The organism is Comamonas sp. 4034 (genome assembly GCF_050434545.1).
GTDB classification, from domain to species: Bacteria; Pseudomonadota; Gammaproteobacteria; order Burkholderiales; family Burkholderiaceae_C; genus Comamonas; species Comamonas odontotermitis.
This window is the reverse complement of the sequence record NZ_JBNDIT010000016.1, coordinates 87,229-100,380: the sequence shown is the minus strand read 5'-3', so window position 1 is coordinate 100,380 and position 13,152 is coordinate 87,229. Positions and strand designations below refer to the sequence as shown.

8 protein-coding genes are annotated in these 13,152 nt (G+C 62.1%); all 8 read right to left on the bottom strand.

Translation table 11 applies throughout. The annotated features are described in order from the left end of the window. Positions 1-47: 47 nt before the first annotated feature. Positions 48-1,058, bottom strand: a complete 1,011-nt coding sequence (gene cpaB / locus ABIE32_RS16715; RefSeq protein WP_429017795.1) for a Flp pilus assembly protein CpaB — start codon at positions 1,056-1,058, stop codon at positions 48-50. Between the two features lie 174 nt (positions 1,059-1,232). Further along, the gene (locus tag ABIE32_RS16710; RefSeq protein ID WP_429017794.1) at positions 1,233-1,799 is read right to left on the bottom strand and encodes an A24 family peptidase; all 567 of its coding nucleotides are present in this window, start codon (positions 1,797-1,799) and stop codon (positions 1,233-1,235) included. Continuing rightward, a complete protein-coding gene (locus tag ABIE32_RS16705; RefSeq protein WP_224149390.1) occupies positions 1,796-2,005 on the bottom strand; it encodes a Flp family type IVb pilin in 210 nt (69 codons plus the stop codon). Before ABIE32_RS16705 ends, ABIE32_RS16710 begins: the two co-directional genes overlap by 4 nt. A gap of 87 nt (positions 2,006-2,092) precedes the next feature. After that, entirely contained in the window at positions 2,093-3,802 is a 1,710-nt protein-coding gene (locus tag ABIE32_RS16700) for a TolC family protein (RefSeq protein ID WP_429017793.1), read from the bottom strand. Positions 3,803-3,804: 2 nt separating this feature from the next. Next, on the bottom strand, positions 3,805-5,247 hold the full coding sequence (locus tag ABIE32_RS16695) for an HlyD family type I secretion periplasmic adaptor subunit (protein ID WP_429017791.1): 1,443 nt from the start codon (positions 5,245-5,247) through the stop codon (positions 3,805-3,807). Further along, positions 5,244-7,109, bottom strand: coding sequence for a peptidase domain-containing ABC transporter (locus tag ABIE32_RS16690; RefSeq protein ID WP_429017789.1), 1,866 nt, complete (start codon positions 7,107-7,109; stop codon positions 5,244-5,246). The genes ABIE32_RS16695 and ABIE32_RS16690 overlap by 4 nt, the downstream gene beginning before the upstream one ends. A 362-nt stretch (positions 7,110-7,471) precedes the next feature. Then, on the bottom strand, positions 7,472-8,944 hold the full coding sequence (locus ABIE32_RS16685; protein WP_429017787.1) for a hypothetical protein: 1,473 nt from the start codon (positions 8,942-8,944) through the stop codon (positions 7,472-7,474). Positions 8,945-9,034: 90 nt separating this feature from the next. Continuing rightward, entirely contained in the window at positions 9,035-12,664 is a 3,630-nt protein-coding gene (locus ABIE32_RS16680) for a hypothetical protein (protein WP_429017786.1), read from the bottom strand. Positions 12,665-13,152: the final 488 nt, after the last annotated feature.

Genomic DNA, 13,152 nt, shown 5'->3' with positions numbered 1-13,152 from the left:
GTTTCATGCATGGGCGTGATGGGCGTTCACGGCATATTCCTTTTCAATCAATAGTTCACTGTCTGTACCGCAGCGCCCTGGTACACCTCGACCGCCTGGGTGCGAGGAACTGCTGAGGTGGACGCCGTTCTGGTGGTGGCGGGCTGCGAGGCGCGGCGCTCGTTTCTGGCTGACGCTCCAACTGCCAGATCCTTGAAGCGCAGGCCCGCAAAGGATCGGTCTGCAGCTTGCAGGGTCTCGTCCTTTTTCAATTTACCGGCCACCGGCTGCAGTACCGTAGGCAATGTGGCGAACAAGGCTGGGTTGGGCACCGTGGTGTCATCCGGGTGGCGCAGGGCGAGGGTGAGGTGGCCGTATTTCTCGGCCAGGGTCAGGCGCTCGACATCTTCCAGCGGTACTGCCAGCACGGCGGTATTTGCGGGGGCAGGCGGTGCTGCGTTTGTGTTGCCGCGGCGGGTACTGCTATCACTGTCTTGCTGGGCCTGGCGTTGTGCGGCGGTCGGCGATGGGTTTTCCACGCTGGCGGCGCCATATGCCAGCACCCGGCTGCGGGCCATCAGCAGGCGGGTCTGGGTGTCCACGTCTGCCTGGTCGTTCTTGCCGTCAAGGGTAAAGAACACGTCGACAAAATCACCGGGGCGTACATGGTTGCCTGCAGCCATGGGTTCTTTGACGGCAATCGATACGGCGCGCTGGCCGGCTTCGATCTGCAGGGCCAGGCCGCTGAGCAGGTGCTGTTCGAACAGGGGGGCATCGGCAGGCAGTGCCACGACCGTGGTGCGGCCTACCACGGGTGCCGTGCTGGCAAAGCTGTTGGCGACAGCGGCAGGCAGTTGGGCCAGTTTCACATCATCTGCGGTCAGGCGTTGGCCCGCAGGCACTGCCTTGGCCGCCACGACTACGTCGTAGGTTGCAGATGGCGCCGCCGGTGCCTGCACGGTTGATGCGTTGGGTGTCTGTACCGGGCGGGCTGGCTGGCGGCCCAGCATCCAGGCAGCCACCCCCAGGCCAATGGCAAGCACCAGCAGCAAGCCAGCAAGTATCTTGGTGAGGTTCATCGTGTGTGCTCCTGATGATTTGCTTGTGGTGGGCTCTGCATTGCTGTGGTGCAGCAGATGCTTGGCTTTGGGAACTGCGGCGCTGGCTGCGCGCCTCGCAGATTCCAGGGCCAAGCACCCGGGGTGCCTGGGTTGGGAGGAGGGTGTGGGAGAGCAGTGGGCATTGCGAAGTCCTCAGTTCGCCAGGCTGGGGCCGGTGCGCAGCACCACCCAGATGGCGGCAATCGCCATATAGCCCGCATAGGGAATGCTGCGCTGAATGGCGTGCTTTCCGTCTGCAGCTGTGATGGGGACTGTGGTTGCAGGCACCATGCTGGCGGCCAGTGGTGCAGGCAGATGGGCCTGCAGCCAGCTGCCGTAGCCGCTGGTCTGTAGGCGACGCCATGCCAGCACCGCCATGCCGTGCAGTCCGGCGAGCAGGCTGCCGCCAAGCCAGATGACCAGCAGGTATGGCGAAAGACCAAACCACAGGCCTATCACAGCGGCGAATTTGACATCTCCGGCCCCCATCCAGCGCAGCGCATAGAACGGCAGCAGTACGGCAAATGCCGCGACCGAGCCAATCAGGCCACCCCAGGGTTCTACCCAGAACGGTTGAACGCCGCTGAACAGTGCCACTGCGCCTGTCACCAGGCCCAGCAGTACCATCCAGTTGCGTACCTTGCGGCTGCGCAGATCCATGGCTGCTATGGCGATCAGCCATAGCAGCAGGATGCTGGAAAGGAGCCCGGTGGTGGTCATACGGGAGTGCAAGTTGCCGCAGCGGCAGTGACGCCAGGAATACCACTGAGCGCGGTAACGACGGAGCAGAAGAGATTGTTCAGGTTGCCACCAACTGCGGTAGCAGCCGCAATAATCGCTACGGCAATCAATCCTGCAATCAGCCCATACTCAATCGCAGTAGCGCCTTCTTCGTCCATCCAGAAGTTCTTGATGAAGTTCGTCATAGTGGTCTCCAGTTTTCACAAGGCCCATGGAGGAAAACAGTGGCTGGCGATGGGCGAACACCGGCCGCTGTATTGGAAAAGGCGTGGCTACCAGCGCACGGCATAGCGCATGTCCTGATAGGGGGGCGCAGCCAGCATCACGGGGTCGAGCCGGGGTGCGAGCTGCAACGGCAAGCGCTGTGCGGTTGCTACGGAAATCGTGGAAACAGGGGGAGATGGATTGGTGGGTGCCGTACCGGGTTCAACGCTGCCGGGTACTGGGGGCACAGCTGGTGTGCCCGAACTGGATGGAGGTAGAGGGCGGGCACCCTGTGCAAACAGCTGGTCGAGCCAGTGCGGAGGCAACTCCGTCGGCAAGAGCTGGCCCGTGGTGCGTACCAGGCGCAATGCGTTGATGCGCTGGTCGTAAATGGCATCGGCTTCGTCCAGCATCAGGCGCTGCATGTCGAGCTGGGCGTCGAGCACCTGCGACAGGCTGCCGCGGCCGACCTGCAAGAGGCGCCGATAGCCTTCAAAGGCGCCGCGCGCTTCGCGCACGGCATCGGAGAGTTGCATTTCGCGGTCACGCCCGGCCTGCCAGCGGCCCCAGGCGGCGGCGGCCGCTTCATGCACCTGGCGGCGCACGGCTTCCTGCTGTGCCTGCTGGGCCTGTAATTCGTTCAAGGCCTTGAGAATGCGGTCGCGCAGCTCGAAGCCGTTGCCGAAGTTCCAGTTCAGCTCCAGCCCATAGCGGGTGCCGTCGTTGTAGAGCACGCTCTTGGGGTCGCGCGTGTGGGCCACTACAGCAGACAAGGTGGGCCAGCGCTGCGCCTTGCTGCGATCCACCTCTGCCTGCGCGCGCTCGATTACATGCGCGATTTCCTTCAGTTCGGAGCTTTGCAGCTCTGATGCCTGCAGGGCAGCGGCTTCGTCCACAGGCATCCAATTGCTGGGGATCTGCAACTGGGGCAATGCCGTGACGCTGGGCGTGTAGTTGAAGTAGCGCACAAAGCGGGCCTGTGCATCCATGCGCTGAGATTGCAAGGCATGCTGCTGGGCCAGGGCACTGGCTCGACGTGATGCGGCCTGGCGCAGGTCATTGCGGCCGACCGCACCCAATTCGGCGCGGCGCTCTTCCACGCGGGCGAGCTGGCCGATGATGTCTGCCGACTCGGCTGCGATGCGAGCCTTGGTGTCAAAGCGGTGCAGCTCCAAGAGCGCCGTGAGTCCTTCCAGAAGCACATTCTGCCGGGTGCTGTAGAGTGCGCTGCCTTGCGCAGCCTCGGTGGACTCTGCAGACCGGATGCCCGCATCGATGGCGCCGCCATCGAGCAGGCTCAAGCGCACTTCGGCGTTGACTGCGGTGTAGGATTCGCGTTTCTGACTTTGCGCGAGCGAGGCATTGCCCGACGAAGTACCAATTTTGAGAGACGGCCACCGGGCATTCTTGGCGGTGCTCACGTCGTTGCCTGCTGCATCGACCGCAGAGCGCGCCTTGCGCACATCCGGGTACTCGCTCAGCATGGCGTAGAGCGCGGTCAAGAGTTGCTTTTGCGCAGCTTCACCTGCCAATGACCGGGGGCTGAGTTGCGGCGCAAGCAGCAGTTCAAGCTCACGGCTACCCTGTATGGCGTCGACCGGTGGCGCAGAAGCCTCCGCTGCAAGCTCCGTGCTTTCTGCCGTAGCGGCAGTCACCGCTGTTGCAACACCGTCGGTCTGGGCAGATACCGCAGAGGGCGCAGCCAGGCCGAAAGCACAGGCAGCTGTCCACCACTGGCGGCGCCAGGATTTTTGGAGATGGAGCAATGTACCTGCCATGGTCATGGCTCCCGGAAGGCTTCGCTCTGGATGTGCAGAACGGGGCGCAGCAGATACCAGATGAATGGCTCGCGACCCAGCAGCAGATCCAGCTCGGCTTGCATGCCTGTGGTGATGCGGTTGTCGGCACGCCCCACCCAGGGCTGCTGCAGGCTGGCCTGGATGCGGAAATACGCGGCGGTGTCCGGCTGCTTGGGGTCCTGGTCGGCATCGGCCGACACCAGTGTGACCTTGCCAGGCACAAAGCCATAGCGCAGGTAGTCGTAGGCAGTGACCTTGGCCTTGGTGGACTGGCCGACGTGCACATAGCCACGGTCTGCGGGGTTGAGGCGCGCCTCCACAATGACTTCGTCCTTGTCCGGCACGATTTCAAGAATAGGCTCACCGGGTTTGACAACCCAGCCGGTGCCCGAGCTGCGCAGGCCCTTGACGACGCCATCGGTAGGGGCGAGCACTACCGTGCGGGTGCGCTGGTTCTGGGCCCGCGACAGGTCTTCGGACAGGCTGTGCAGTTCACGCTCGGTCTGCGCCAGCTCTTCGGATGCCCTGCGACGGAAGGCGCCCTGTGTTTCCACCAGCTTGGCCTGGCCTTGTTCTACCTTAGCGCGTGTGCTGACCAGATTCTGCCTGGCTGCGGCCAGGTCGGTGCGGGCCTGTTCGAGCGCGCGCTGCTTGTCGATCACTTCCAATTGGCCAATCAGTTGCTCGGCTGCAAGCTGGTTGGCAATGCTGGCTTCCTGTTCATACAGCTTCAGGCCGGTCTGCAGGCCCGTGATGCGTGCCTGGATCTGCGCTACATCGCCTTGCGCCTGCTGCAGCATGGCCTGAGCAGCAGCCATGCTGCCCTGGTATTCCAGTCCGCGTGCGGCAAATGCACCCAGTTCCGCTTGCACGATGCGCGATTCCAGATCGGCGGAGAAGTCTGCGGCTATGAGGCGGCGGCCCTGGCTTTCTGCCGACAGCCGGGTCTTGATGGCCTGTGCAGTGGATCGACGGGCGGTGAGTTGCTCCAGATTGAGACTGGCACCACCCAGGTCGATATCGAGCAGCGGCTGACCCTGGACAACAGTCTGGCCTTCCTTGACATGAACGGCGGTGACGATGCCGCCTTCCAGATGCTGAACGGCTTGAACGCGATCAGACGGGATGACCTGGCCGCTGGCGACCACGACGTTCTCGACCGGGTAGAACAGTCCCATCAGTACCAGCACACCCACGGCAGAGGCAATCACCTTGCGGCTACCTGCCAGGCGCTGCAACAGTGGCGGGCGGGTGGGTACAGATGGCGAGACGAGGGGGGAGCCAATTGACGGCGCCAGCTTTGGTGGGGCGTGGTCATTGGCGGCATCGGAGGCTGCTGCATGCGCATGGCGGTCGTGCGTTGCAGCAGGTGCGGCATTTTGCAGCACCTCGGGCAAATCGTGGTGGCGGCCAGAACGGGTCATGGTGTGGCCTCCTGTGCGATCACGCCCCGCTCATCGTTGTTGCTCACGGTTGGTTGATTGGCTGCTGGTGCCGCCTGTGGCTGGTGCTGCTCGGGTCCGCTGGTACGGGCTACTACCCCAAACAGCTTGGGCAACATGCGCTCCGGAGTACCGTGTTCGACTTGGCCATTCCCTTGAATGTGGTAAATCTGTTGGGCTTGCGAGGCCACGCGCAGCGAGTGCGTCACGACCACAACCGTGTGCTTGGCTGCGATCTGGCGCAATGCCTGCAGCAATGCAGTCTCGCTTTCGAAATCCAGATCGTTGCTGGGCTCGTCCAGGATCAGTACCGAAGGATTGCGCAGGAAAAGCTGTGCCACGGCCAGCTTGCGCAACTCACCGGCAGAGAGGCCCGCGCCACCTTCGCCCAGTTCGGTCTGATAGCCGTGCGGCAGTCGGCTGATGAAGCCGTGCGCGCCCGAGAGCTGGCAGGCCCGGATGATCTTGGCGTCGTCTGCGTCGGGGCTGACCATGCGCAAGCCATCGACGATCGGGCCGCTGAACCAATAGTTCTGCTGGGCAAGGCATCCCACCCAGCGGCCCAGGTCGGCGCGTGAGAACTGCGCCATGTCGTACTCGTCAATGGAGATGGCTCCAGCGGTGGGCTGGTACAACCCGGCCATCAGTTTGGCCAGTGTGGATTTGCCGGCACCATTGCGCCCCACGATGGCATGGATGCCGCCAGGGCCCATGCTGAGCGAGACCTTGTCCAGCGCCTGGTGGCCCGATGGATACTGAAAGCTGACCTGGTCGAGCCTGAATTGACCGCGTGGGCGAGGCAATTCGATGTTCTGGGATGGGTTCTCCAGGGGCTCCTGCAGCACGGCCTGTACGCGTACAGCCGATTCGTTGGCACGGGCGAGGGAGCGCCAGTTGCTGGCCAATTGGGCGATGGGGCCCAGTGCCTTGCTCGACAGCAGATTGACTGCCATCAAGCTGCCAATCGTCATCCATTGCGCATTGATGGCAATGGCTCCCATGGCGATGACCGCCACCGAGAACAGGGTAAGCAGCACATGGGTGAATTCCTTGGCGTTTTCCATTTCGCCGTTCTTGCGAAAGCTTTCGGCCAACCAGCGGTCGTATCCGACCTGCCAGGCCTGCAGCGCGGCTGCGTCATATCCGAGTACCTTGAGCGAGGCGCGTGCGTTGCAGATTTCGGCGGTGCTGCGGTCCAGCTGGCGGGCTTGTTCCACTTCTTCAACCTTGCCGCTGCGCACTTCATCGGCCCACCACCAGGCAAGCACGCCCAGGATCAGCATGGCCACCACAATGACCGGCAGCACGGGCCAGGCAATGATGCCCACCACAATCAAGGCCACCAGCGCCATCGGCAGGTCGAGCATGGAGGAGGCGACGCCGCCAGCCACACATGTTCGCAAGGCGCCAATATCGCGGAACAGCTGCAGCCACTGGCTGGATGAGCGCTGCTCCAGTGCCAGCATGGGGTGGCGCAGCATGGCTTGCATCAAGGATTGAGAAAGGTCGCGGTCAATCGTGGCGCCTGCTTCGCGCAAGGCACGAGCGCGTTTGCGCCGCAACCACAATTCCAGAATCAAGAAGCACAGCACACCTGCCACCATGGCGATCAAGGTGGCGTTGCCACCGCGCGAGATGACGCGGTTGTACACCTGTAACAAAAAGATTGAAGGCAGCAAGCCCAGCAGGCTGATGGGCAGCGACAGCCAGGCCGCCTGACGCAGGTGGCTGGAAGAGCGTTCAAAGCTGTTGGCAATGGCCCTGGAAAACGGCCCTGCCACGCCCGCTGGCGCTGCAGCAGATGCTGCAGAGACCAGTTTGTGAGGAAGCAGGAATTCAATCATGGCTGGAAAACTGTCGGGTTGATAACAACGAGAAACCAATGATCAGGAACCGTTTCCAAAGTATTGTGCAGACATTGAGTAACCATCGGAAGGTTATGTAACCAATAATTTCCATAAATAGTGTCATATAGGTATTAAAAAGTGACAATCTGCACTTTTATGAATGTTAGTAAATGACAACTGCGTTTTGTAGTGATAGCAAGTTGTGCGTAAGTTACGTAACTTTGAGGGAATTTGGAAAATTTGTGATGGATTTTGTTATTATTTTTTATTAATTGATACAAATAAATAATAAATAAACGTGAGTGCCGGGTGGTACTCCGCTGCCAGTCGTGGAGAGCTTGTCTTTGGGAGCGCCGCGTTCAGGCGCCTGCAAAGTGCATGGCTGCGTTGATGGTGATGAGCAACTGGCTGGCAACCCGGCAGTCGCTGACCAGTGCATTGCTTGAGCGAGGCGAGAAAAAGGCCGCCTGCTTGCGGTGGTTGCTGGCTTGAAACAGCGCGACTTCCGGCCACACGATGCGTTGGTAGCAGGCGCGAAACAGGGTCTGCATATTGGCTTTGAACTGCGTCTGCATGCCGTCGCTCATGAATTGCGGTTGGCCTTGGCGCAGCGCGCATTCCATGACCGCGATGGCTGTCCAGGGCTGGGCAGCGGGCGAGGGGCGACCACCGTCGTCGGCGATCAGGCGCAATTGGGGCCAGCTTGCGTGCAGCCATTTGCCGTCGTAGCTGCGGCTGGAGCCCTGGAAGGGCAGCAGTTCATCGGGTGCTGACTGCTGCTGGCGCTGGCGCAGGGCTTCCAGGCTCAGCCCGCCCCATGGCGGCGTATCACCTGGGAGGGCAGGTGATACGCCGCCCAACTGTTGGGACAGCAAAGTGATCAGGTTGCTCACGGTCGAAGACGCGATGGCGCCAGGGAACTGCTCCGTGTAACGCACCAGCACGATGAGGCTCATGGCATGCAGCATTTCGCTGGCATAGTCATGCAGGCTCCAGCGACGCATCTGCTCGATCAGATAGGCGATGGCACGGTGGCAGGCCCGGGTGCCTGCGTCGTCCCTGAGAGACTCCATCTGGGTGTTCTTGTGTGCCAGCAGCAAGGCGTACGTGATGCCCAGATGGTCCAGCAGGGTCCCTGCTTCCGGCCAGCTGCCGTCATCGCTTTGGTGCTGGGCCAGCAACTGCTGCGTGGCGCGGTACAGCATGGGGCCTGCTGGGCCATGGCGCAGATGGCTGGGAGACAGGCGAGGGCGGGGAAGTGCCGTCAGCTCGCCTTGCTGGTCAATGTATACGCCTTCCAGCAGCAACTGCCAGCGCGCATGTGTGGTCACGGGAACAGGGTCGCAGAGGCTTTGCACTTCGGCCAGATTGCGCGACGTGTTCTTGCCCAGGGCCGTCAGCAGCTCTGTGTATTCCAGCTCGTCGTCGGCCAGCGCCCAGGTGCGCGTGGGGTCTGCCGTGCGCAACTGGCTCTGCTGCGCCGTTACTGGCTGGATGCCGCAGGCCCAGTCGATACGCAGCTCCACGCCGCTCGCGTTGTGGGCCCATGCCCATTGGCGCACGCGTGTGGCGCCTTCACGCCAGGCGGCGTGCAGGGTCACGCGGCGGATGCTGAAACTGCTGACTGGCAACCCTTCTGCGGCAACGGTAAAGAACAGCACGCAGCAGGCATAGGGGTCGGGGAGCGACACCACATGCTGTGCAACAAACCGGAAAGCCAGATCCAGTTGTTGCGCCAGATCAACGGGCTCCGCTCGCAGCGCGCAGTGGTCGTCTGCAGCCATGGCGGCGGCTGCAGTCGGTGCGGGGCGGCTGAAGAGCGATACGTTCATCATGATGTTCTCGCAGGGGTGACAAGCCCTCTAGTCCTCAAGTTCTGTTCCCCACCGCCACAGGTCTGTGGCGGTGGGGGCCTACGCCTCTTACAGTGCCAGGCTATGGTGTTGCAGATCCTGGCTGAGCACGCCGCTGGAGCCTACGGCGTCTGCTCCGCTGACGTGGCTGCTGATGGCCAGCGAAACCGGATGCAGATCGGCCGAGGCCTGCGCTGCCGTGGAGGTAACGGAGACCGAGCCTCCCAAGCCCAGCAGTCCGCCGCCGCCCAATACACCTCCCAGCAGGCCATTGGTCAGACCGTTGTTGCCCAGCAGCCCTTGCAGCAGCTGGTTGACTGCGCCATCGGCGCCGGTCAGACCATCCGTGAGGCCACCAGTCAAGCTACCTGTCAGACCACCTGTCAGGGTGCCAGCCAATCCATCCTCGCCGAGCACGTTGTTGAGCGTGGTGCCAACGCCACCCAGCAAGCCCTCTGCCAGCGCGGCGACATTGAGATCGTCCGTGCCACCTGCAGCATCCGTGATGCCGGGAAGAATGCCGGCAACCGGGTTCAGAACGGTATCGAGCAGACTAGAAAGGTTGCCAGCAGCATCGCCCGCTGCGCCTCCGGTGGAAATACCTGCCAACGTGTCGTGTACCAGGCCGATCACTGGCTCCAGTGCAACCTCGGGTTGCTGGGTCAGGGCATCGGCGAGCTGGGTCACGGTTCCCAGTGGGCCGTTGGTGGCGTCCGTCAATTGCTCGACGGGGTTGGTGATGGGCGCCAGCACGCCGTGCGCTGGATCCACCAAGGCATCCAGCACATTGGCAACCGGAGCCAGACCGGTGCCGTCCAGCAGGTCTCCGGCAGTGTTCTGAACCGACGAAACCAGGCCGTGCGATCCAGCGCCGCTGCCATTGCCCGTCAAGCCACCAAGCAGACCGCCTACGAGGCCACCTTCTCCAATGATGCCGCCCAACAGGCCACCTTCGCCGCCCAGCAACCCGCCGACCAGGCCGTCTTGACCGATCACGCCACCGAGCAAGCCACCGTCGCCGCCGAGGACGCCGCCCAACAGGCCGCCCTCACCGCCGAGCAAGCCGCCAACCAGACCGCCTTCGCCAAGGACGCCACCGAGGAGGCCACCGTCACCCCCGAGCACACCACCCAATAGGCCATCGTCGCCACCAATGACGCCACCGAGCAGCCCGCCTTCGCCGAGAACGCCGCCCAACAGGCCATGGACGAGACCGCTGATGCCATCGCTGCCGACGCCGCTACCCAGGCCAGCGATCAACTGGTTGAGGGTGCCAATGACAGGCTGCAACGCCTGGCCGTCCACTTGCGTCAAGCCATTGACCAGTTCGGTCAGTACGCCCAGGGGGCCGCCGTCCACGTTGGTCAGACCTTCCAGCACTCCGGTCACAACGGCCAGGGCGCCATCCGTCGGGTTGGTCAGTGCGTCGAGCAACTGGCTGACCGGCTCTGCCACCGTGCCGCCCAGCAGGCCGTCCACCACGTCTTGCACCGAGGTCACGATGCCATCGCCATTGCCGCCACCAGTACCGCCGCCAGGGATCAGTCCGCCCAGCAAGCCTTCCAGCAGTCCACTCAGATCGCCCAGGCCACCACCACCAATGCCACCTTCACCCAGGCCATTGCCCAGGCCAGCGATCAGTTGGTTGAGGGTGCCAATCACGGGCTCCAGCGCCTGGCCATCCACTTGCGTCAAGCCATTGACCAGTTCGGTCAGTACGCCCAGGGGGCCGCCGTCCACGTTGGTCAGGCCTTCCAACACGCCAGTCACAACGGCCAGCGTGCCATCGGTGGGGTTGGTCAGTGCATCGAGCAACTGGCTGACCGGCTCTGCCACCGTGCCGCCCAGCAGGCCGTCCACCACGTCTTGCACCGAGGTCACGATGCCATCGCCATTGCCGCCACCAGTACCGCCGCCAGGGATCAGGCCGCCCAGCAGGCCTCCGACCAGTCCGCCCAATCCACCTTCACCCAGGCCATTGCCAAGACCTGTAATCAGTTGATTGAGAGTACCGATCACAGGTTGGAGGGCCTCGCCATCAATCTGTGTCAGGCCGTTGACGAGTTCGGTGAGCACGCCCAGAGGACCGCCTTCCACAGTGGTCAGGCTCTCGAGCGCGCCGGTGACTGCAGACAGCAGGCCGTCGGTGGGGTTGGTCAGCGCGTCGAGCAACTGACCGACCGGCTCTGCCACGGTGCCACCCAACAGGTCGTTCACGACATCCTGGATCGCAGTCACCAGTCCAGAGTCAGGATTGCCCGGGTGATTGCCGGAGCCGTCGCCCAGCAGCCCGCCCAGCAAAGAGCCTACGCCAGCCAGCAGGCCACCCAGTAGACCGCCTTCATCTAGCAATCCGCCGAGCACATTGTTCACTACGTTGCCGATGGAGCCACCGGCGCCCAGTTCATTCAGGCCTTGCAGCAAGCCGTTGAGCGTATCGATCAGTGGCTCCAGCGCCTGGCCATCGATCAGCGTCAAGCCATCCACCAACTCGGTCAGTACACCCAGGGGGCCACCACTGACGGAGGTCAGGCTCTCCAGCAGTCCGGTTACCGCTGCCAGCGTACCGGTATTGGGGTTGACCAGGGTGTCGATCAGATTGCCAACGGGGCCAGCTACCGTGCCGCCCAGCAGGTTGTCCACCAAATCCTGTACTGAGGTGATCAGACCATGGTCGGTCGGATCCGTGGGATGGGTTGGATCAGTAGGATGGGTCGGGTCCGTGGGATGGGTCGGATCCGTAGGATGGGTCGGATCCGTAGGATGGGTCGGATCCGTAGGATGGGTTGGGTCCGTGGGATGTGTCGGGTCCGTGGGATGGGTCGGATCCGTAGGATGGGTCGGATCCGTAGGGTTGGTTGTATCCGTTGGATTGGTCGTATCCGTAGGGTTGGTCGTATCCGTAGGGTTGGTCGTATCCGTAGGATTGGTCGTATCCGTTGGATTGGTCGTATCCGTAGGGTTGGTCGTATCCGTAGGGTTGGTCGTATCCGTAGGGTTGGTCGTATCCGTAGGGTTGGTCGTATCCGTAGGATTGGTTGTATCCGTAGGATTGGTTGTATCCGTAGGATTGGTTGTATCCGTAGGATTGGTTGTATCCGTAGGATTGGTTGTATCCGTGGGATCCGTCGAGTCCGTCGGATCAGTCATGCCAGGCTCTTCGGTCCCTGGGTTGGTGGGCTTGGAATCATCGTCATCGTCACCGCTGTTCAGCAGTGCGCCTGCAAGCACGCCACCACCAATGCCGACCAGGCTGGCAAGCAAGAAGTCGCCCAGAACGGCGCCACCTGCATCGTCGTTGCTGTCGGTTGCTTCTGCTTTGGTAGCGGGAACGGCAGCATCTGCGGCTGCAGGCACGGTTTCCACGCTGCCTGAGGCCGCGGTGAATGCCGCCACCCCAGCAGCGCTGCCGCTTTCGCAGCTATCCAGAGTGGCTTCGGTATTGGCCGCCAATGTGGCGATCTGCGATTGCCCGTCATGGTTGGTGATGACGGCCTGGGCGCTGCCGCCAGCCGGAACCACGATGGTGTCGCCGATCTGCAGCTTGCCTCCCGCCTGAGCAGCCGTTGACTGGCCGCCGCGCACGATCTGTACACCTGCTGACGCTTGGGTGAGCGAGGCCGAAGCCATTTTTGCACCGTCGCCGGATTTGGTGGCATCGTTGGTCGCGCAGTGGGTCGATGTGTTGGCGGCGGTCATGTACTGTTTCCCTTTAAAAATTGGTTTTGCGGCCAGTCCGGAAAAAAGGCCGGACGGCAGATGCCCAGGGTTAGCGCAATAGACGTGCCAACATGTGGAAACAGCGGGGTAAAAAATGAGATGTTTCTAACTTATTGATTCAATTGATGTGTTTTTCTCCCCGGTCGATAGGCATGGGAGTTCGTCAGTGCTGTTTCTTGCCGTGTTACGGGGAACGTTACGTAACGTCGGCACCACGGAGCCGTAGCTTTTTGCCATGCCTGGCGTTTACCCTGGGGTGCGTCGAAAAGCGTATTCGTGCTGATCCAAAACCGAAAATACGCATTGCTCGCAAACGCTGATGGCTTATGCTGATGGCGGTTGAGTTGCTGCTGCTTATACGCTCCCGCTATCGATAAAAATGAATGTATCTAAATGTATAATCAGCGACCTTTGGTCGCACGCATGCGCAGGTGGCTCACAATGTCGCTCATTTCGATGTCCGGCAG